At 55.8% G+C, this 22,000-nt stretch carries 17 protein-coding genes; 12 read left to right on the top strand and 5 right to left on the bottom strand.

Annotated features, from left to right (window positions below; genetic code table 11):
- Window positions 1-157: 157 nt before the first annotated feature.
- The 3 genes from xni to queF form a co-directional block, all read right to left on the bottom strand.
- Window positions 158-916 carry a flap endonuclease Xni gene (gene xni, locus WFL93_RS20140; RefSeq protein WP_336778896.1) on the bottom strand — a complete coding sequence of 253 codons (759 nt, stop codon included), beginning with the start codon at window positions 914-916 and terminating at the stop codon, window positions 158-160.
- 38 nt (window positions 917-954) lie between these two features.
- Window positions 955-2,319: a nucleotide 5'-monophosphate nucleosidase PpnN gene (gene ppnN / locus WFL93_RS20145; protein WP_336778897.1), complete on the bottom strand. Its 1,365-nt coding sequence runs from the start codon at window positions 2,317-2,319 to the stop codon at window positions 955-957.
- Window positions 2,320-2,505: 186 nt separating this feature from the next.
- On the bottom strand, window positions 2,506-3,351 hold the full coding sequence (queF, locus tag WFL93_RS20150) for an NADPH-dependent 7-cyano-7-deazaguanine reductase QueF (RefSeq protein WP_007891740.1): 846 nt from the start codon (window positions 3,349-3,351) through the stop codon (window positions 2,506-2,508).
- A 62-nt stretch (window positions 3,352-3,413) separates the two neighbouring features.
- On the opposite strand from queF, the gene syd reads away from it, so the two are divergent.
- The 4 genes from syd to WFL93_RS20170 all read left to right on the top strand — a co-directional run bounded on the left by syd (window position 3,414) and on the right by WFL93_RS20170 (window position 6,117).
- The gene (gene syd / locus WFL93_RS20155; protein ID WP_336778898.1) at window positions 3,414-3,962 is read left to right on the top strand and encodes a SecY-interacting protein; all 549 of its coding nucleotides are present in this window, start codon (window positions 3,414-3,416) and stop codon (window positions 3,960-3,962) included.
- Window positions 3,963-4,552: 590 nt separating this feature from the next.
- Complete coding sequence (locus WFL93_RS20160) at window positions 4,553-4,879, top strand: YqcC family protein (protein WP_049852643.1); 327 nt, start codon at window positions 4,553-4,555, stop codon at window positions 4,877-4,879.
- A complete protein-coding gene (truC, locus tag WFL93_RS20165; RefSeq protein ID WP_007891737.1) occupies window positions 4,879-5,658 on the top strand; it encodes a tRNA pseudouridine(65) synthase TruC in 780 nt (259 codons plus the stop codon). Before WFL93_RS20160 ends, truC begins: the two co-directional genes overlap by 1 nt.
- Window positions 5,659-5,670: 12 nt before the next feature.
- Entirely contained in the window at window positions 5,671-6,117 is a 447-nt protein-coding gene (locus WFL93_RS20170) for a flavodoxin (RefSeq protein WP_336778899.1), read from the top strand.
- A 171-nt stretch (window positions 6,118-6,288) separates the two neighbouring features.
- Here the strand turns inward: WFL93_RS20170 and garD are convergent, their stop codons facing one another.
- Window positions 6,289-7,848: a galactarate dehydratase gene (gene garD, locus WFL93_RS20175; protein ID WP_336778900.1), complete on the bottom strand. Its 1,560-nt coding sequence runs from the start codon at window positions 7,846-7,848 to the stop codon at window positions 6,289-6,291.
- Between the two features lie 507 nt (window positions 7,849-8,355).
- Here garD and WFL93_RS20180 point away from each other — a divergent pair.
- The 6 genes from WFL93_RS20180 (at window position 8,356) to WFL93_RS20205 (ending at window position 15,348) form a co-directional block, all read left to right on the top strand.
- Window positions 8,356-9,702: an MFS transporter gene (locus WFL93_RS20180; protein WP_007891734.1), complete on the top strand. Its 1,347-nt coding sequence runs from the start codon at window positions 8,356-8,358 to the stop codon at window positions 9,700-9,702.
- A gap of 9 nt (window positions 9,703-9,711) precedes the next feature.
- Window positions 9,712-11,052 (top strand): enolase C-terminal domain-like protein, encoded by a 1,341-nt coding sequence (locus WFL93_RS20185; protein ID WP_049852646.1) that lies wholly within the window; start codon window positions 9,712-9,714, stop codon window positions 11,050-11,052.
- 16 nt (window positions 11,053-11,068) lie between these two features.
- Entirely contained in the window at window positions 11,069-12,400 is a 1,332-nt protein-coding gene (gudD, locus tag WFL93_RS20190; RefSeq protein WP_007891732.1) for a glucarate dehydratase, read from the top strand.
- A gap of 52 nt (window positions 12,401-12,452) precedes the next feature.
- Entirely contained in the window at window positions 12,453-13,220 is a 768-nt protein-coding gene (gene garL, locus WFL93_RS20195) for a 2-dehydro-3-deoxyglucarate aldolase (protein ID WP_007891731.1), read from the top strand.
- 19 nt (window positions 13,221-13,239) lie between these two features.
- Window positions 13,240-14,124 carry a 2-hydroxy-3-oxopropionate reductase gene (gene garR / locus WFL93_RS20200; protein WP_007891730.1) on the top strand — a complete coding sequence of 295 codons (885 nt, stop codon included), beginning with the start codon at window positions 13,240-13,242 and terminating at the stop codon, window positions 14,122-14,124.
- A gap of 84 nt (window positions 14,125-14,208) precedes the next feature.
- A complete protein-coding gene (locus WFL93_RS20205) occupies window positions 14,209-15,348 on the top strand; it encodes a glycerate kinase (RefSeq protein WP_180822369.1) in 1,140 nt (379 codons plus the stop codon).
- Window positions 15,349-15,433: 85 nt separating this feature from the next.
- On the opposite strand, the gene barA is transcribed toward WFL93_RS20205, so the two are convergent.
- Window positions 15,434-18,163 (bottom strand): two-component sensor histidine kinase BarA, encoded by a 2,730-nt coding sequence (barA, locus tag WFL93_RS20210; RefSeq protein WP_336778901.1) that lies wholly within the window; start codon window positions 18,161-18,163, stop codon window positions 15,434-15,436.
- 90 nt (window positions 18,164-18,253) lie between these two features.
- Between barA and rlmD the strand changes: the two genes are divergently transcribed.
- Both rlmD and relA read left to right on the top strand, forming a co-directional pair.
- Complete coding sequence (gene rlmD, locus WFL93_RS20215; RefSeq protein ID WP_336778902.1) at window positions 18,254-19,570, top strand: 23S rRNA (uracil(1939)-C(5))-methyltransferase RlmD; 1,317 nt, start codon at window positions 18,254-18,256, stop codon at window positions 19,568-19,570.
- A gap of 32 nt (window positions 19,571-19,602) precedes the next feature.
- Entirely contained in the window at window positions 19,603-21,834 is a 2,232-nt protein-coding gene (relA, locus tag WFL93_RS20220; RefSeq protein WP_007891725.1) for a GTP diphosphokinase, read from the top strand.
- Window positions 21,835-22,000 lie beyond the last annotated feature (166 nt).

Consider the following 22,000-nt stretch of genomic DNA (forward strand, 5'->3'; position numbering starts at 1 on the left):
GGTCACATACTGATGTATGCTCCCGGGGACTCGCGCGCTTGCCGCCTTGCTGTAGTGCAAATTATTTTGGCGGATATGTTTGAACAGGCCGCATTGTTTTTATGCATATCTTATAAACGGTTCAAAACCGTTGTAAGGTCGCCATTAATGGCGACCGCTATTTAGCGTTATATCTCAGCGTGTTAAGATTGCCCTGCAACACTAAATCTCGTTTTAACGTCGAGACTTTACGACAAATTTCTGCCATTTCCCGCTGTTCCTGCAATTTTCCCTGCCACTTACTCGGCACGTGATCCCATTGCTGGTAGATCGCGTCAAGTGAGCCAAACTGCATTAGCAATTCACGGGCGCTTTTGGGTCCAATGCCTGGCACGCCGGGGATTTTACTGCTGCTGATACCACATAATCCCCAGTAATCGGGTAACTGTGCAGGCGAGACGCCGAACTCCTGTTCGATAAAGGGCACATCCAGCCAGCGTTTCTGGAAATAGTCGCGAATGCGAATATTCGGTGCCAGCAACTGGCAATAGCCTTTATCAGTGGACACAATCGTTGCCTGATGACCGGCATCCGCCATTTTTACTGCCAGCGTGGCAGCAAGATCGTCGGCTTCGTCTAAATCCGCTACCCAGCAGCTGACGCCCGCAGCGTGAAATGCAGCCTGCAGTGCCGGCATCTCCCGCTGTAAATCTTCCGGCATCGGCGGGCGACCGGCTTTGTAATCTGGCAGGAGTTGATGGCGCCAACCCGGCTGACGTTCATGGCTATCAAAAACTGCCACCACGTGCGTGGGCTGAGTATGGCCTAATAACTGATGCAAGGCGGCAACGCAGCTGTCACGGCACGGCGAGCCCTGAACGGCGTGCAGGCGGCGGATCAGGTTAAGCGCATCAATGATAAGAAGATGAAACGACATAGCGATAGCGGCAGCCCGCAGGCTGCCTTCCTGATGAGTTATTTGATGATTTCGTAGCAGGGCGTGTAAGCGCTGCCCGGCAGCTTCATACGCTGCTGCGCAACAAAGCCCTGCAGCAGTTCGTCCATACGGTGCATCAGATTGGCGTCGCCATGCAGTTTATACGGGCCTTTTTCGCGAATTTCACGAATCCCAATCTCCTTAACGTTTCCGGCCACAATGCCAGAGAAGGCGCGACGCAGATCGGCCGCCAACAGTTCGGCGGGCTGATCCGGGAACAACTTCAGGTTAGCCATATTCTCGTGCGTGGGCAGGAAGGGAACCTGTAATTCCGGTGCAATACGAATCGACCAGTTGAAGCTATACGCATCGCCGGTTTCGCGACGATATTCCTTCACCTGCGGCATGGCTTTTTTCATCAGACGCGCGACTTCAGCGGCGTCATCAATGATGATTTTGTAGTGCTTACGTGCTGCTTCGCCCAACGTGTTAACAATAAAATCATCCAGCACACGGAAGTAATCGGCGCTCTCTTTGGGGCCGGTCAGAATCAGGGGCAAAACCTGCTCACTGTTGTGCGGGTTCATCAGAATACCCAGCAAATACAAGAACTCTTCTGCCGTGCCGACGCCGCCAGGGAAGATCACAATACCGTGAGCCATACGCACAAAAGCTTCGAGACGTTTTTCGATATCCGGCATGATGATCAGCTCATTAACCAGCGGATTCGGTGGCTCCGCGGCGATGATCGACGGTTCAGTCAGGCCGATAAAACGGCTGTCGTGATAGCGCTGCTGCGCATGACCAACAGCAGCACCTTTCATTGGCGCTTCCATCACACCTGGCCCGCAGCCGGTACAGATGTTGAGTTCACGCAGGCCCATTTGGGTGCCGACGTTACGGCAATATTGATATTCCACCGTATTAATTGAGTGGCCGCCCCAGCACACCACGGTATTCGGGTACTCGCCAATATGAAGTGCGCGCGCGTTGCGCAGTATCGAAAAAACCTGGTTGGTGATGTGCGCGGAGTCTTCGGTATCTTCAGGCTGGAAACGTTCAATCGCTGAAAGATGGCCATTCACAAACAGAATATCGCGCAGCACCGCAAACAAGTTGGCCTGCAGCGAGCGGATAATGCGGCCGTCAACAAAGGCTTCTTCCGGCGGGTTGATGAGCTCCAGCTTTACGCCGCGCTCACGGCGTAACACGTTGATATCAAAATTTTCGAAGCGCGAAAGCAGTTCATGACTGCTGTCGGTCTGGCTACCGGAATTGAGCACCGCCAGCGAACAGTTACGAAACAGCTGATAAAGGTCGCTGCTGGCCGTGCGCTTCAGCATGTCGACTTCTAATTGGGAGAGCAAATCCATCGAGCCAAGCGGGCTGATATGTGTAATCAAGAGAACTCCTTTACACGCAAATGCGTGACTGATGACGCTGCGCTTAACGTATTGAGCGCAGAGACGAAAATCCCTGGTCGCGCATGCTGTGACGATCGCGCCTTCAACAGAGTAACGTTGTCCGCCGTGGATGCTCAAGAGGAACCGCGCATCCATGCAGCGGCCTGCGAGGCGTCTCGCAATCTGTTACTGGCGCACCAGGCGGGAATATCCCGGCGAGAAGGGCACGTTGCTACGCCATGGGTTGATATCAAGACCGCCACGGCGGGTATAGCGCGCGTAGACCGTTAGCGACTCTGGCTGACAAAAGCGCTGAACGTCGTTGAAAATGCGTTCAACGCACTGCTCGTGAAACTCATTGTGCTGGCGGAAAGAGATCAGGTATCGCAGTAACGCTTCACGATCGATACGCGGGCCTTTATAGCGAATCATCACTGAACCCCAGTCGGGTTGATTGGTGATTAAACAGTTGGATTTCAGCAAATGGCTGACCAGCGTTTCCTCAACCATCTCACGACCCGCAGCCTGCGCCAGGTAATCCGCATTGAAGGCGTAATCGTGAATCTCAATATCCTGTTCATCAATCACTTCACCGCTGAAGTGACCGATCGGCTGTCCTTCGACTTCGCTGAGACGGAACAGCGCCACGGTGACGTGGCCATTGGCGCAGGCGCTGAGGTCGCGCTCCAGCGTCTGGCGCACTTCGCCCCAGTCGGCGAAAACGGTCTGATTAAAACTGTTAAGATAAAGCTTAAAGCTCTTTGACTCGATAAGGTTTTGGCTGTCGGCGCGAAGTACCACTTCACCAACGGCTACCTGCGGTACGCCTTTGCTGTTGAGCCAGGAAAGTTCGTACAACGTCCAGATATCAGCGCCGGAAAAGGGCAGATTGTCTGGATAGAGCCCAAGCGGCTCACGGTTCAGGCTGCGCGGCACCGATTGCAACAGCGTGCTATCGTAGCGATCGACATAAGCCGTGGGCTTACCTAAGGTCAGGCCGCTTAATGCCTGGTCCCGGTTTTCAGAAGACATAACGGTTACCACTGAATTTCATCAAAGTGGCTAAGTGTAACCCATCACCGACGAGAATATGAATGATGCAGCAAACCGCAGAGGCTCTGCGCGAGTTTACCGCCCGCTATGTTCAACATTGGCAGCAGCAAACCGGACATTTTCCGACCAGCGCCGATCTGCTTGGCGTACCATCAGACTGCATTATTAGCACCCTGGATGACCGTGTATTATGGCAGCCGCAGCCGTTTACATTGCCCGCCACGCTTGAGGCAGTGGAGCGCGCGCTGGATATTCAGCTGCAGCCCGAAATCACCGCCTTTTACACCGCGCAATTTGCTGGCGACATGATGGCAACCTTTGAGCAGCGACCACTTTGCTTGCTGCAGGTCTGGAGTGAAGCCGATTTTACCCGCCTGCAGGAGAACCTGATTGGTCATCTGGTGATGAAGCGCCGCTTAAGACAAGCTCCGACCTTATTTATAGCAACGACCGACTCTGATAATGAGGTCGTTGCGCTATGTAATCTTACCGGCGAAGTAATTATTGAGGAGCCCGGTACTAAAAAGCGTGAAGTACTGGCCACTTCCGTTAAGACATTTCTCAATGCTTTACAACCGGTTAGTGGCTGAGTTGCAGATTTTTCGCCTGTGCTCTGTGAGAGATCTCTCACGCGATGTGTGAGAGATCGCCAGATCATTTCGCAGGCATCTGCACGTCGCTAATGTAAAAATATTGTGAATCATGAACTTATGGCATCATTCTGAAAATTAAGACCAGGCTTAATCCATTAATGCTTCTTACTGGCTTGTTATTGCGATGGTTTCTGAGAGAATAGTCACCACTGGCAGGATGCTGGGGATTAAGAGATGTTCAGGAGAACATCAGCCACGAGGCGGGAACGTAACGGAATTTACGGCACACGGAAGGCTTCAGGAAGAAGCAGGACACTCAGGATTGAGTTAAGGGACACCTCCAGGATGGAGAATGAGAGCCACGCGGAATGTGGCGGGCCAGGACGCTAAGGATTAATGTCACGATGACAAGCGATGGAAAGCGCAGGAACAGTTGTCATGGATGAGCAGGGAGCACAGCTGTGGCGGGAATGCTGCGAACGAAAACCGGGAGCACTGTAATCACAGTGCTCCCTTTTTTTATGCTTTTTTGCGCAAGGCGTGACTGATGATATGCTTGCCGCCCATTTTTGCTCTGGAGGTGGCGCATGTCGTCGCAAATGATTATTCAGCGTCTGCAGCAGGTCGAGGCGGTAATGCGCGAACACGACCATTGGCAGGCACAAGCGCCTGAGGCGAGCGCCTTCGCCAGCACCGAACCTTTCTGTCTTGATACCATGGAGCCGTTGCAATGGCTGCAATGGGTTTTGATGCCACGTTTTTACGCGCTGCTTGAGAGCGGTGCGCCGTTACCGCAAAATTTCGCTATCGCACCCTATTATGAAGTGGCATTGCCAGCCGACACGCCGGGTTATGCGGCGTTATTGCTGACAATCAACCACTTTGATGCGCTCTTCCAGGAACCCTCCGCCTGATGCTCGAAATCCTCTATCAAGATGAATGGCTGGTCGCCGTGAATAAACCGGCCGGTTGGCTGGTGCATCGCAGTTGGCTCGATCGCAACGAGAAAGTGGTGGTGATGCAAACGGTGCGCGACCAGATTGGCCAGCACGTTTTCACCGTGCATCGTCTCGATCGTCCAACCTCTGGCGTGCTGCTGATGGGATTATCGAGCGAAGTCGCGCATTTGCTGGCACAGCAGTTTGAGCAACACCAGATGCAGAAAACCTATCACGCGGTGCTGCGTGGCTGGCTGGAAGGCGGCGCAACGCTCGATTATCCGCTGGTGGAAGAGCTGGACAAGATTGCCGACAAATTCGCCACGCAAGAACCTGTGGCACAACCGGCGGTAACGGATTATCAGGCGCTGGCACATGTTGAAATGCCGGTAGCCATCAGTCGTTATAACACCGCACGCTATACGTTGGTGGAGATGGCGCCGCACACCGGCCGCAAACACCAGCTGCGCCGCCATATGGTGCATTTGCGTCATCCGATTATCGGCGATAGCGCGCATGGCGATCTCCGGCAGAATCGCGGCGCGGCGGCGCATTTTGGGCTTAATCGCTTGATGCTGCATGCCAGCGCGTTGAGCTTCACGCATCCGGTAACCGGCGAGCCGTTAGTGATTCGCGCGGGATTGGATCGCGTCTGGCAGCAGATGCTGCAGCAGTTTGGCTGGCAGGATCAGATCCCTGATGTTCCCAGGGTTGAGTTTGCCATTGATGCAGTCCAGGATAATCCAACAGAATAAAGGAGCGGCAAGATGGCAAAGATTGGCATTTTTACAGGTACGGTTTACGGCAATGCGCTGCTGGTGGCTGAAGAAGCACAGACGGTGCTGGAAGAGCAGGGCCACGAGGTACAGGTATTTGAAGATCCGTCGCTGGCGGATTGGCAGGCATACAGCAAAGATGTGGTGCTGATTGTGACTTCAACAACTGGCCAGGGTGATTTTCCGGACAACATTGCCCGCCTGTATGTCGCGGTACGTGATGATCTCGGTTATCAGCCCGAGTTGCGCTATGGCGTGATTGGTCTGGGTGACAGCAGCTATGACAATTTCTGCGGTGCCGGTAAAACCTTCGATGTCACCTTGCAGGATCAAAGCGCCAAGCGTGTTGGAGAGATGTTGCTGGTGGATGCGACGGAAAATCCTGAACCAGAATCGGTGACTTCGCCGTGGGTGGAGAGCTGGGGTAAGTTGCTGTAATTGCTTTGCCCTCACCCTAACCCTCTCCCGCAAGCGGGAGAGGGAATGTTTAGCCAGGTCATCCTGCTTACACGAAGCACTTTATCTTCAGCTCGCATGAAGCACTTAATCGACTGCACGCACGAAACGGCTCCCTCGCCCGCTTGCGGGAGAGGGCTGGGGTGAGGGCAATCACGTCACCGGCGCAGGATTAAACACCGCCAGCTGATTGCGAATTCCCCATCGATCCGACCAGGTCTGCTTGCGTCCGCTGGCAATATCCAGAATCAACTCAAACAATCTCCAGCCCACCTGCTCAATGCTCTCTTCGCCCGTGGCAATGGTTCCGGCATTGATATCCATCAAATCATGCCAGCGTTCGGCCAGCGCATTGCGCGTTGCCATCTTAATCACTGGAATCGCTGCCAAACCGTAAGGCGTGCCGCGCCCGGTAGTAAACACCTGCAAGGTAATGCCCGATGCCATCTGCTGGGTACCGCACACAAAATCGCTGGCGGGCGTCGCGGCATAAATCAGCCCACGTTGGGTTGGACGTTGGCCAGGCGACAACACTTCGACGATCGGACTGCGTCCCGATTTGGCAATCGAGCCCAGCGCTTTTTCTACCACGTTTGCCAGCCCACCTTTTTTATTACCCGGTGAGGGATTCGCGCTGCGATCGGTTTGGCCCTGGCTGAGGTAATCGTCATACCACGCCATCTCTTCCAGCAGCCGTTTACCCACGGCTTCATCCACCACACGTGGTGTCAGCAGATGAATGGCATCACGCACTTCAGTCACTTCAGAGAACATCACCGTTGCGCCGCAGCGCACCAGCAGATCGGAAGCAAAGCCCACGGCAGGATTCGCCGTCACACCCGAGAAGGCATCGCTGCCGCCGCACTGCGTGCCGATCACCAGATCGGACGCCGGGCAGGTTTCCCGCTGGCGTAGATTGAGCTTTTTCAGATGGCGTTCGGCGACCTGCAGGATTTCATCCACCATCGCACCGAATCCCACCAGACGCTCATCTTGCAGTCGCACAATGTCGTTATCATCGAGCGAAATGGCCTGTACGTCCGGCGTGCCGGTCAGCAGACGCTCCGGTTGTAATTTCTCGCAGCCGAGGCTGACGATCATCACTTCGCCGCCAAAATTGGGATTGAGCGCGAGATTATGAATGGTACGAATCGGCACCACCGCGGCAGGCGCATTGATCGCTACCCCGCAGCCATAGAGATGATTCAGCGCCACCACGCCATCGACATTGGGATAACGCGGCAGCAAATCTCGTTCGATGATCTGCACCACATAATCCACTACGCCAGCCACGCAATGAACGCTGGTAGTAATACCGAGCAGGTTGCGTGTTCCTACGCTGCCATCGGCGTTGCGATAACCTTCAAAGGTATAACCCTCCAGCGCTGGCAGTGCGGGCGGCACATTGTTTGCCAGCGGCAAACTGTTAAGCGGCGGCGCTTCGGGTAGCGCCACCAGCGACTCTTCAATCCAGCTGCCTTGCGCAATCGGGCGCAACGCGTAGCCAATCACTTCACCGTAACGCAGGATCGCGCCATCTTGCGGGATATCGCGAAGTGCAACTTTATGCCCCTGCGGCACATGTTCGGTTAGCTGCAGTCCGTCGTCGAAACGCGTGCCGGACGGCAATCCCTGATTATTGACCACTATCGCCACGTTATCGGCATCGTGCACTTTGATATAGAGCGGTTTTTCTGTCAGAGGACGGTTCATTGCTCACCTTCCAGTTCGTCGCACTGTACATGGCAGCGCGGTTTAAATGTGTTCATCACGTCATCGTATTTTGCCAGCCTCAGTATATGCAGGGGTATTTGCGTAACGCATTGTGCAAATGACTGGCTTTAAGGGGTTTTATGTCGGCAATTTGGTTCGTTTAACCAAACACAAGAGAAGGGACTCACAAAGTGCAGTCGGCCTGTACGTTTACCAGGCAAAACACGGCTGCAAAAAACGGTTCCGTGAGCCACCCCGCAGCGTTATGTGCAAATGCCATAAAAACAGTGTCAATCTCCCTTAATCCTCATGCTTTCTTCCAGTGTTTCGCCTCAAGGCTGTTCCTATACTGATTCTCGTTCTTCAACGTTAGGTTATTCGTCACGACGCATCATCGTATTGCCAAAATAAAAATCGCCGTGTTTAACCCAACTTCTCTCTGATACCCAACGCGATGTGTATGCAGTCAGAGCGAATGTAGCTCGCGCTATATTTCAGGAGTGCATCATGAATAGTTTTAGCCAGACAGCGGAAGCGGTGCAGAAACGCACCAATGCCCGTTACTGGATTGTGGTGATGTTATTTATCGTCACCTCATTCAACTACGGTGACCGCGCCACCATTTCGATTGCCGGTTCGGCGATGTCCAAAGATATCGGCCTCGATTCGGTCGGACTGGGCTATATCTTCTCCGCCTTCTCGTGGGCATACGTGATTGGTCAGATTCCAGGTGGTTGGCTGCTTGACCGCTTTGGCTCCAAACGCGTCTATTTCTGGAGCATCTTTACCTGGTCGCTGTTCACCTTGCTGCAAGGCTTCGTCGACGTGTTCAGCGGCTTCGGCATCATCGTTTCGTTGTTTATGCTGCGTTTCCTGGTCGGTTTGGCCGAGGCGCCATCCTTCCCCGGCAACAGCCGCATTGTAGCTGCCTGGTTCCCAGCGCAGGAGCGCGGTACGGCCGTGGCGATCTTCAACTCGGCGCAATACTTCGCCACAGTGATCTTCGCGCCGATCATGGGGTGGCTGGTCTCTGAAGTGGGCTGGGCGCACGTGTTCTGGTTCATGGGGGGATTGGGCATCATCCTCAGCTTTATCTGGCTGAAAGTGATCCACGATCCCACCGATCACCCGGGCGTGAACAAAGCCGAACTGGAGTACATGGAGCAGGGCGGTGCGCTGATCAACATGGACGCCAAAAAAGACGATCGCAAAGTCAGCTGGAGCGAGAAGTGGTTCCAGATTAAACAGCTGCTGACCTCACGCATGATGCTGGGCATCTACCTCGGCCAGTACTGTGTCAACGCCTTAACCTACTTCTTTATTACCTGGTTCCCGGTCTATCTGGTGCAGGCGCGCGGCATGTCGATTTTGAAAGCCGGCTTTATTGCTTCGATTCCGGCGGTGTGCGGCTTCCTTGGTGGCGTGTTGGGCGGGGTAATTTCCGATTACCTGATGCGTAAAACCGGCTCGCTGAATATCGCGCGCAAAACGCCGATTGTGCTCGGCATGCTGCTCTCCATATCGATGGTGATGTGTAACTACACCGACACCGAATGGGTAGTGGTGTTCTTCATGGCGCTGGCGTTCTTCGGTAAAGGCATTGGTGCGCTGGGTTGGGCAGTAATGGCGGATACCGCACCGAAAGAGATCAGCGGCCTGAGCGGCGGTCTGTTCAACATGTTCGGTAACTTCTCCGGCATCGTCACGCCGATTGCCATCGGTTACATCATCGCCACCAGCGGATCGTTTGAAGGCGCGCTGGTTTATGTCGGTATCCATGCCTTTGTCGCCGCCTTTAGCTTCCTGGTGATTGCGGGCGATATTAAGCGCGTCGAACTGAAAACCAGGCCATAAGGACGGAATATGACTACGCAAAGTACGCCGGTCATCACCGAAATGCAGGTGATTCCGGTTGCCGGTTACGACAGCATGCTGCTCAACATCGGTGGCGCGCACAGCGCCTGCTTCACCCGCAATATCGTGGTGCTCACCGACAGCGCCGGACACACTGGCGTGGGGGAAGCGCCGGGCGGCGAAACCATCTACCAAACCCTGGTCGAGGCGATTCCGCAGGTTAAAGGCCAGCAGGTGGCCCGCATGAACCGTCTGGTGCAGCAGGTGCACAAAGGCAATCAGTCGGCGGATTTCGATACCTTCGGCAAAGGCGCCTGGACCTTCGAACTGCGCGTCAATGCCGTCGCGGCGCTAGAGGCGGCACTGCTCGATTTGCTCGGTCAATGCCTTGGCGTGCCGGTGGCGGAACTGCTCGGTCCGGGGCAGCAGCGCGATGAAGTGACGGTGCTCGGTTATCTGTTCTATCTCGGCGATCGCCGTAAAACCGACTTACCGTATCTGACCGGCGAAGGTGCCAGCCACGATTGGTATCACTTACGCCATCAGGAAGCGCTGACGCCAGAATCCGTGGTGCGTCTGGCGGAAGCAGCACAGGACAAATACGGCTTTAAAGATTTCAAACTCAAAGGCGGCGTGCTGCCCGGTGAACAGGAGATCGAATCGGCGGCGGCGTTGAAAAAGCGCTTCCCCGATGCGCGCATCACCGTTGATCCCAACGGTGCCTGGACGCTCGACGAAGCGATTCGCTTATGTAAGGGCATGGGCGATGTGCTGACCTACGCCGAAGATCCGTGCGGTGCCGAGCAAGGCTACTCCGGTCGCGAAGTGATGGCTGAATTCCGCCGCGCCACCGGCTTGCCGGTGGCAACCAATATGATCGCCACCAACTGGCGCGAGATGAACCACGCGGTAATGCTCAACTCGGTCGATATCCCGCTGGCCGATCCACACTTCTGGACGCTGAGCGGTGCGGTGCGCGTGGCGCAGCTGTGCGATGACTGGGGCTTAACCTGGGGATGCCACTCCAACAACCACTTCGATATTTCGCTGGCGATGTTCACCCACGTGGGTGCGGCTGCGCCCGGCAAACCGACCGCCATTGATACCCACTGGATTTGGCAGGAAGGCGATCAGCGTCTGACCAAAGAGCCGCTGCAAATCCGCAACGGCAAAATCGCCGTGCCGGATAAGCCAGGTCTCGGGGTTGAGCTGGATTGGGATCGTCTGCATCAGGCCAATGCTTTGTACAAATCGCTGCCAGCTGGCGCGCGTAATGACGCCACCGCTATGCAGTATCTGGTTCCCAATTGGTCATTCGACCGCAAGCGTCCGGCCTTCGGTCGCGGCTAAGTCAAAGGAGCAGGAAATGAGTCAGACACCGAAAATTACAGCGCTGCAGGTCATTCCGGTGGCCGGTTACGACAGCATGTTACTTAACCTGAGCGGCGCACATTCGCCCTTTTTCACCCGTAATATCGTCATTATTAAAGACAATGCCGGACATACCGGCGTGGGTGAGATTCCAGGCGGCGAAAAAATTCGTCAGACATTGGAAGATGCGGCGGCGCTGGTGGTGCAGAAAACCGTTGGCGAATACAAAAATATCCTCAATCTGGTGCGCAGCACCTTTGCTGACCGCGACGCCAGCGGCCGCGGCAATCAAACCTTTGATCTGCGTACCACCATTCATGTGGTAACCGGCATTGAAGCGGCACTGCTCGATCTGCTGGGCCAGCATTTAGGTGTCAACGTTGCATCACTGCTTGGCGATGGCCAGCAGCGCGATCGCGTTGAGATGCTGGGCTACCTGTTCTACGTCGGCGATCGCAAGAAAACCGCGTTGCCGTATCAGAGCCAGGAAAATGACAAATGCGATTGGTATCGTCTGCGCCATGAAGAGGCGTTAACGCCGGAAACGGTGGTGCGTCTGGCGGAAGCGGCCTACGAAAAATATGGCTTTAACGATTTCAAACTGAAAGGCGGCGTGCTGCGCGGTGGCGAAGAGGCTGAAGCGGTAACGGCGCTGGCGAAGCGTTTCCCGCAGGCGCGCGTAACGCTCGATCCCAACGGTGCCTGGTCACTGAACGAAGCGATTCTGCTCGGCAAGCAGCTGAAAGGCGTGCTGGCCTATGCGGAAGATCCATGCGGTGCTGAGCAGGGCTATTCCGGTCGCGAAGTGATGGCTGAATTCCGCCGCGCCACCGGCATGCCGACCGCCACCAATATGATTGCTACCGACTGGCGTCAGATGGGCCACACGCTGTCGTTGCAATCGGTCGATATTCCGCTGGCGGATCCACACTTCTGGACGATGCAGGGCTCAGTGCGCGTGGCGCAGATGTGCCATGACTTCGGCCTGACATGGGGCTCGCACTCTAACAATCACTTCGATATCTCCCTCGCGATGTTCACGCATGTGGCCGCTGCCGCGCCGGGTGCGATTACCGCTATCGACACGCACTGGATTTGGCAGGAAGGCAATCAGCGTCTGACGAAAGAGCCGTTCCAGATTAAAGGCGGCATGGTGCAAGTGCCGCAGAAACCGGGGCTTGGCGTCGAACTGGATATGGATCAGGTGATGCAGGCCAACGCGCTGTATCAGCAACACGGTTTAGGCGCGCGCGATGATGCGCAGGCCATGCAGTTCCTCGTACCGAACTGGACCTTTGATAACAAACGTCCGTGCCTGGTGCGCTAACTTTTCCGGCTCCCCGCGCGGGAGCCTGCTGTAACCGACAGGAGTGAAGACAATGAGCAATGCCTGGCCGAACAATTTTCGTCGCCGTTTGCTGGCAGGAGAAACCCTGATTGGCAGTTGGTGTGCGCTGGCTAATCCACTGACCACCGAAGTGCTGGGCCTGGCGGGCTTTGACTGGCTGGTGCTGGATGGCGAACACGCGCCGAACGATATCACCACCTTTGTGCCGCAGCTGATGGCGCTGAAGGGCAGCCACAGTGCGCCGGTAGTGCGTCCGCCGTGCAACGAACCGATCATCATCAAACGTCTGCTGGATATCGGCTTCTACAACTTCCTGGTGCCGTTTGTGGAAACCGAGGAGGAGGCGATTCGCGCGGTTGCCTCAACCCGTTATCCGCCAGCTGGGATTCGCGGTGTCTCGGTTTCGCATCGCAGCAACATGTACGGCACGCTGCCTGACTACAACAGCACCATCAACGACAACATCACCGTTCTGGTGCAGATCGAAACCCAGCAGGCGGTGGACAACATTGATGCCATCGCTGCGGTAGATGGCGTTGATGGCATTTTCGTCGGGCCAGGCGATCTGTCAGCGGCGCTGGGCTATCTCGGCCAGCCAGCGCATCCCGAAGTATTGAAAGTGATTAAACACGTGTTTGAACGCGCGAAAGCCGCGGGTAAACCGAGCGGCATTCTGGCGCCGGTTGAAGCCGATGCGCGTCGCTACCTTGAGTGGGGCGCCAGCTTTGTGGCGGTCGGCAGCGATCTGGGTGTTTTCCGCAATGCCACGCAGGCGCTGTGTGACAAATTCAAAAAATAACTGACGTAGGGGAAAGGCAATGAAAATTGGATTTATCGGCCTCGGTATCATGGGCAAACCGATGAGTAAAAACCTGGTGAAAGCCGGTTATTCGCTGGTGGTGCGTGACCACAATGCCAGCAACGAAGCAGAGTTAGTTGAGCTGGGCGCTACCGTGGCGAAAAGCGCTAAAGAGGTGGCTGAGCAGGTTGACGTGGTAATTACCATGGTGCCGAACTCGCCGCAGGTAAAAGAGGCCTGCCTGGGCGCCAACGGCATCATTGAGGGCGCAAAGCCAGGCCTGATTGTCATCGATATGAGCTCTATCGCGCCGTTAGCCAGCCGTGAAGTGCACGATGCGCTGGCAGCCAAAGGCATCAAAATGCTCGATGCACCGGTAAGCGGCGGCGAGCCGAAGGCGATTGAGGGTACCTTGTCGGTGATGGTCGGCGGCGATAAAGCGGTGTTTGATCAGTGCTACGACATCATGAAAGCGATGGCGGGTTCGGTGGTACATACCGGCGATATCGGCGCGGGCAACGTCACCAAACTGGCGAACCAGGTGATTGTGGCGCTGAATATCGCGGCGATGTCGGAAGCGCTGTCGCTGGCGACCAAGGCGGGTGTGAATCCTGAGCTGGTGTATCAGGCAATTCGTGGCGGCCTGGCAGGCAGTACGGTGCTGGATGCCAAAGCGCCGATGGTGTTGGATCGCAACTTTAAACCGGGTTTCCGTATCGATCTGCATATCAAAGATCTGGCCAATGCGCTGGATACTTCCCACGAAATTGGCGCGCATCTGCCGCTGACCGCCGCGGTGATGGAGATGATGCAGGCGCTGAAGGTGGACGGACAGGGCACTTCCGACCATAGCGCGCTGGCCTGCTATTATGAAAAATTAGCGAAAGTTGAGATCACCCGGTAGTGCAAGCGTCCGGCATCTGCGGATGCCGGACGGCTCACTGCCTTTGCAGGACGGATGTCCGTCATCAACCGCGCTGGATTGCCTATGAAAATTGTCATCGCACCGGATTCATATAAAGAGAGTTTATCTGCCCTGGAAGTGGCTTCGGCGATTGAAGCGGGATTCCGCGAGATCTTTCCTGAAGCTGACTACGTGAAAATACCGGTTGCCGACGGTGGTGAAGGCACGGTTGAAGCGATGGTGGCGGCAACGCAGGGAAACATTGTCCGGCTGACGGCCACCGGACCGCTCGGTAAGCCAGTGGATGCGTTCTACGGTTTGTCAGGTGATGAGCGCACCGCGTTCATTGAAATGGCGGCGGCCAGCGGGCTGGAGTTAGTGCCCGCCGCGCAGCGCGATCCGCTGATTACCACTTCATTTGGCACCGGCGAGCTGATTAAAGATGCACTCGACCGCGGAGTCGATCACGTCATCATCGGCATTGGCGGCAGCGCCACCAATGATGGCGGTTCCGGCATGATGCAGGCGCTGGGCGCGCATCTGCTGGACGATCAGGGGCAGCAAATTGCTTACGGTGGCGGGGCGCTACCGCAGCTGGCGCGGATTGATATCGCACAGCTGGATCCCCGTATTAAGCAGTGCCGTTTTGAGGTTGCCTGCGATGTCTCCAATCCGCTGACCGGTGAAAAAGGAGCGTCGGCGATTTTCGGCCCGCAAAAGGGCGCGACGCCAGCGTTGGTCCAGCAGCTGGATCAGGCCCTGGAACACTATGCGCAGATTATTCATCGCGATTTGGATATTGATGTGCTGCATATCGACGGCGGCGGCGCGGCCGGTGGCATGGGCGCGGCTTTGCATGCGTTTTGTCAGGCCGAGTTGCGCAGCGGCATTGAGATTGTCACCGAAGCGTTGGGCCTGGCCGAGCAGGTGAAAGATGCCGATCTGGTGATTACCGGCGAAGGGCGCATCGACAGCCAAAGCGTCAATGGCAAGGTGCCGGTCGGCGTTGCGAAAGTCGCTAAGCAGTATCACAAGCCGGTGATTGGCATCGCCGGGAGTTTGACGGCCGATGTTGGCGTGGTGCATCAGCATGGGCTGGATGCGGTGTTCAGCGTGCTGTTTAGCATCTGCTCCCTGGAAGAAGCGCTGGCCAATGCGGCGCAGAATGTGCGACTGACGGCGCGCAATGTGGCGGCGACGATAAAGGCGGGGAAAGCGCTGTAAGAAGTTTGGTCGCCATGAATGGCGCCCCTACAAATGCCGCCGTAGGGGCGGCATTTATGCCGACCGGGTCCATCACCGCAGCGCATTAACCCAACGCTAACAGCTTCCTCGCTTCACGCGCGACGTTCGCCATCTCATCGCTCAGCTCCAGCAACTCCGGCTCCAGCGCCTCAATATCGCTCTCCTGATGCAAACTCTTCTCTAATTGCTGACACAGCTGCTTCAAACGTGGCACGCCGCTGTAGCTGGCGCTGCCGTGCAACTTATGAATAATCTCGCGCAATCCAACCACATCATTACTCGCCATCGCGTGCTCAACGCGTTCTTCCACTTCCGGCAGAAAATCGAGCAGCATTTGCAGCAGGTCGCGGGCTAAATCGGCCTTATTCGCGGCCTGGCGCAGCGCTAAGCTCCAATCCAGTGAAGGCGCAACCTCCGGCTGCAGCGGCTGCGCAGCGGATCGATGCGGTGCATAGCGTTGCAGCAGCTGGCTCAGTTTGTCCTCATCAATCGGCTTCGCCAGATAGTCATTCATGCCCGCGTTGATCAACTGCGCCCGTTCGCCGTCCAGCGCATGTGCGGTAACCGCGACAATCGGCGTGGTGGCATGCAGCGGCAGGCTGCGGATAATTTCACTGGCGCGAATGCCATCTATATCCGGCATCTGAATATCCATCAAAATTACGTCCAGCTTGTGCAGGCGCGCCTGGCGAATCGCCTGCTCGGCGTTATCGCACAGAATGATGTGCTGCACCTGTTCCTCAAGCAGCGCGCCAATCAGTTTCAGGTTGGCGGGATTGTCATCCACCGCCATCACCGTTAACGGCTGACGGGCACCGCGCGGTAACGCATCGCGTTGCCAGTCATGCAGGTCCAACAGCATCGGCAGCAGACGCGTCAGTGAAACCGGCTTGGCGATACACCCGGCAATGCCGCGAGCTCGCAGGTCGTCGGCAAACAGCATCATGTCGCTGGGCAGCGCCAGCAGCACCGAATCGGCGTGAGCACGTAGACGCTTAATGAGAGCGTCCGGCAGCGTAGCAGGATGCGGTTCGGTGACCGGTAAACCCATCAGTAGCAGCGGGAAGTGCGTATCGGGCAGCTCTTCGAGGCGGGTAAAGTGCTGTACCTGTAATGGCGTGATGCTAAGCATCTCCTGCACCGCTTTGGCCACTGCCGGATGCGGTTCAATATAGGCCAGCGGTGTGGCGCGCAAATCGTCCAGCATGCGCGGAATGGCGGGCGCATTCGGGTTGAGATCGAGATGAATATGCACCCAGAAGGTCGAACCCTGGTTAGGACGGCTATGGAAGGCAATTTCACCGCCCATTTCGCTCACCAGTTTCTGGGTGATCACTAGTCCTAACCCGGTGCCGCCATGACGCCGCGTAATGCTGGCATCAGCTTGCCGGAACGCCTGGAACAGCTGCGACTGCTGCTGTTCGGAGATGCCAATGCCGGTGTCATGCACCTGAATCTCCAGCTCGACGCGCGTGGCACTAAGGCTGCGCACCTCAACGCGCAGATCGATATGACCGTGCTCGGTGAATTTAATCGCGTTACCGATCAGGTTGATCATGATCTGCTGCAGGCGCAGCGGATCGCCAATCACATTATCCGGCACCTGTTTTTCCAGGCAGACGGTAATTTCCAGACCTTTGTCATGGGCGGAGGGCGCCAGCAGCACCAGCGTCTCATCCAGCGTGGCGCGTAGCGGGAACGGTATGGATTCCAATACCAGCTTACCGGCTTCCAGTTTCGAAAAGTCGAGCACGTCGTTGATGATGCTCAGCAGGTTATTGGCCGAGCGCTCGATGGTGCTCATGTAGTCGCGCTGGTTGGTGCTCAGCCCGGTTTTCAGCATCTGACGGGTAAAGCCGATGACGCCATTCAGCGGTGTGCGCAGCTCATGCGACATGTTGGCGAGAAACTCTGATTTGATGCGCGCCGCTTCCTGCGCACGCTTTTTCGCCAGATCCAGCTCAACGTTCTGAATCTCTAGCTGTTCCAGCGTTTCGCGCAGATCGTAAGTGGCCTGGTCGATGTTCTGCTGCATCTCTTCGTGATAGGCGGTGAGCGACATCGCCATGGCGTTAATGCCGTTCTTCAGAATACTCAGCTCGCCGAGCATGTAACCATCTACGCGGCTGTCGAGCTGACCACGGCGAATGCGGTCAACGGTGGTTACCATATTGCGAATCGGCCCGGTGACATCGCGCATCAGGCGATAGGCAAACAGCATGGCGATGCACAGGCAGAACAGCAGCAGCAGCGTGGCGACAAACACCTCTTTGTACTGCTCCAGTCGTACCGATTGCAGATCCAACTCGATGGCCACATAACCTAGCGGATTGCCTGCCGGCTTGGCGTCCTCGCCCGGCAACTCATCTACCGAGTAGCGCTCAGAGATGATCGGCGTGCGCAAAATCATCAAATTGCCTTGCCGCTCGACGGAGACGCCATCTTCCAATGTCGAGATGTCCTCTTTTTGCAGCAGCGCCAGATTTTGATTGTTATTCGAGGTGACGTAGACGTGATTGTTGTTGTCGAAAATGGTGATGGCACGGACAATATTGGAGTGACGACGATGCAGCAGACTGACTAACTCGCGAATTGCATCGCGATTATGCCACGTCATGCCGTATTCACTGGAGACCGCCAGCGGTTCGATAATATTTGCACCTGCGTCATGCACCTGATGCTGTAATTCGTTGTAGCGATGCACCACGAAGAAGGTACTGAGCAGCAGACCAATCATCAGCGTTGGCGCCAGTATCAAAATCATCATTCGCGCCCGCAGGCTGTATTTGGTCATAATTGTGGCCTGGCGACTCCTGGCATTTTTATCCCTGTGCAAGCTCGGTTAGCGGCTGCACACCCAATAAAGTAGAGATTTCACAATACTATGGCGCAATTTTACTCTGCAAAACAGCGTGTGACGACGAAGGCTCGCATATCCGTCACCATCGAAGACCTTGATCCCTTTGGACAAGGTGTTGCGCGCCATAAAGGCAAGGCGATGTTTGTCAGCGGCGCGCTGCCCGGCGAGCAGGCAGAAGTGACGGTATTCGAGGATAAAAGCAAGTACGCGCGCGCCAAAGCGAACAAGATTCTCAATCCCAGCCCACAGCGGGAAAAACCGCGCTGTATCCACTTCGGCGTGTGCGGCGGTTGCCAGCAGCAGCACGCCTCGGTGGCACTGCAGCAAGAGAGTAAAGCGCGCGCCTTAAGCCGCATGTTAAGTCGCGATGCGCCGCTGCCGGTGGCGGTTGATGAGATCATCAGCGGCAGCGCGTGGGGCTATCGTCGTCGTGCGCGCTTAGGTTTGCAATGGCAGCCTAAACAGCAGCGTTTGCAGATGGGATTCCGCCAGGCAGGCAGCAACGAGCTGGTGGAGCTGAAGCAATGCCCGGTTTTGGTGCCCGAACTTGAAGCGCTACTGCAACCGCTGCACCAATGTCTTAGCGATTTGCAGGCGGTTAGGCGCTTGGGGCACGTTGAGTTGGTACTGGCGGATAATGGCCCGCTGATGGTGCTGCGTCATCTTGATGCATTATCTGCAGGCGACCGCGCAAAACTGGAACGTTTTTCGCATGAGCAGCAACTGTCGATGTGGCTGGCTGATGGCAGTGAGCGTTTGCAGCCGTTAAGTGCACGTGAGCCGTTTTATCGCGCGTTTGATTTGCAGCTCACTTTTAGTCCGCAGAATTTTATTCAGGTGAACGATGGCGTGAATCAGCAAATGATCGCCAAAGCTATTGAGTGGCTGGATTTGCAGCCAGACGATCGTGTGCTGGATCTGTTCTGCGGCATGGGCAACTTCACTTTGCCAGTAGGAAAATTCGTACAAAATGCTGTAGGTGTGGAGGGTGTTGCAGCATTAGTGCAACAGGCAGCGTATAATGCTGAGCAGAATAATCTCAAGAATGTTCGCTTTTTCCAGCATAACCTGGAGGAAGACGTTACGCGTCAGCCGTGGGCGACGCAGGGATTTAATAAGGTGTTACTGGATCCAGCACGCGCTGGGGCTGCGGGCGTGATGGCGCATGTGGTTAAACTTGCGCCGCAACGCGTGGTCTATGTTTCCTGTAACCCAACAACGCTTGCACGTGACAGCCAGACATTGCTGTCCGCGGGCTACCATTTGGAAAGGGTCGCGATGCTGGATATGTTCCCTCATACCAGTCATCTCGAGTCCATGGTGCTGTTTAGCAGAACATAAGCGATGTCCACATCGCTGTGGCAGGAGAGGATATGGTTGCGGTTAGAAGTGCGCATTTAAATACGGCGGGCGAATTTGCCCTCGACCAGTGGATCGCCAGTTTAAGTATCAACAATCCGCAATCCTGTCAGCGACTGGCGGATGCGTGGCGCTACTGTGAAGCCGAAACGCACAACCATCCTGATCAAGCTCTGCTGCTGTGGCGTGGCATTGAGATGGTGGAAATTCTCACCATGCTCAGCATGGACATCGATAGCCTGCGCGCTGCGCTGTTGTTCCCGTTAGCCAACGCGGATGTGGTGAGCGAGGAAGACCTCGAGAAAGCGTTCGGCAAAGAGATTGTGATGTTGGTGCACGGCGTACGCGACATGGATGCTATTCGGCAGCTGAAAGCGATCCACAACGATTCGATGGCTTCAGAGCAGGTGGATAATGTTCGCCGTATGCTGCTGGCGATGGTGGAAGATTTCCGCTGTGTGGTCATCAAGCTTGCCGAACGTATCGCTCATCTGCGCGAAATGAAAGACGCGCCAGAAGATGAGCGCGTACTGGCGGCGAAAGAGAGCACCAATATCTACGCGCCGTTAGCCAACCGTTTGGGTATCGGCCAGCTCAAATGGGAGCTGGAAGATTACTGCTTCCGCTATCTGCATCCCGACGAATACAAGCGCATCGCTAAATTGCTGCATGAACGTCGTATCGATCGTGAAAGCTATATCGAGAACTTCGTCGATAACCTGCGCGCCGAGATGCAGAAAGAGGGCGTACGTGCAGAAGTGTACGGCCGACCAAAACACATCTACAGCATCTGGCGTAAGATGCAGAAGAAGTCGCTGGCGTTTGATGAGCTGTTTGACGTGCGCGCGGTGCGTATCGTGGCTGAGCGTCTGCAGGATTGCTATGGCGCGCTCGGTACGGTGCACACGCTGTATCGACATCTGCCGAGTGAGTTTGACGACTACGTCGCGAACCCGAAACCCAACGGCTATCAATCGATTCATACCGTGGTATTGGGGCCGCAGGGCAAAACGGTTGAAATCCAGATTCGTACGCGGCAAATGCACGAAGACGCCGAGCTGGGCGTCGCGGCGCACTGGAAGTACAAAGAGGGCCCAACCTCCAGCAACGCGCGCGGCGCAGCGGGGCATGAAGGGCGCATTGCCTGGCTACGCAAGCTGATTACCTGGCAGGAAGAGATGGCTGATTCTGGCGAGATGCTGGAAGAGGTGCGCAGCCAGGTGTTTGACGATCGCGTTTACGTATTTACGCCGAAAGGCGATGTGGTTGATCTGCCTGCGGGTTCAACGCCGCTCGATTTCGCCTACCACATTCACAGCGATATCGGTCACCGCTGCATTGGCGCCAAGATCAGCGGACGCATCGTGCCGTTCACCTATCAACTGCAAATGGGCGATCAGATTGAAGTGATCACCCAGAAACAACCGAATCCTAGTCGCGACTGGCTCAATCCAAATCTTGGCTATATCACCACCAGCCGCGGCCGTTCGAAAATTCACGCCTGGTTCCGTAAACAGGATCGTGACAAAAATATTATTGCCGGCCGTCAGATCCTCGAAAGCGAGCTGAATCAGATGGATATCAGCATGCGCGAGGCGGAAAAACTGCTGCTGCCGCGCTATAACGTCAGCTCGCAGGATGAGTTGCTGGCGATGATCGGCGGCGGCGATATTCGCCTCAATCAGATGGTGAATTTCCTGCAAGGCAAGCTCAATAAACCGAGCGCCGAAGAGGAGGATCGCGAAGCGCTGCGCCAGCTGACGCAGAAGTCGCATGCACCTTCATCCCGCAAAGAGAGCGGTCGTGTGGTGGTGGAAGGCGTGGGTAATCTGTTGCACCACATTGCACGCTGCTGCCAGCCGATTCCGGGCGACGATATCGTGGGCTTTATCACTCAGGGTCGCGGCATCTCTATTCACCGCGCCGACTGCGATCAGTTAACTGAGCTGATTTCTCACGCGCCGGAACGTATCGTTGATGCCGTGTGGGGCGAAGATTACTCCAGCGGTTACTCGCTGGTGGTGCGCGTCACCGCCAACGATCGTAGCGGCTTACTGCGTGATATCACCACTATTCTGGCTAACGAGAAGGTCAATGTGCTTGGCGTCTCCAGCCGCAGCGATACCAAAAAGCAGCTGGCAACCATCGATATGGATATTGAGATCTATAACCAGCAGGTGCTCGGCCGCGTGCTGGCACGTCTCAATCAGGTGCCGGATATTATTGACGCGCGCCGTTTGCATTGATTTCCAGGTCGCCATGAACGGCGACCCTACAAATTACGCCGTAGGGTCGCCATTCAGGTACAAACCGGGCACATGGGTAACACTTTAGACCGGGCACATGGGTAACAGTTATAAATGGCATAGCAGAGGAGACTCACTATGCCCTGGACTGAGACCGTTACCATGC

The sequence above is a fragment of the Pantoea sp. USHLN256 genome, assembly GCF_037149875.1.
In the GTDB taxonomy this organism is placed as follows: Bacteria; Pseudomonadota; Gammaproteobacteria; order Enterobacterales; family Enterobacteriaceae; genus Pantoea; species Pantoea nemavictus.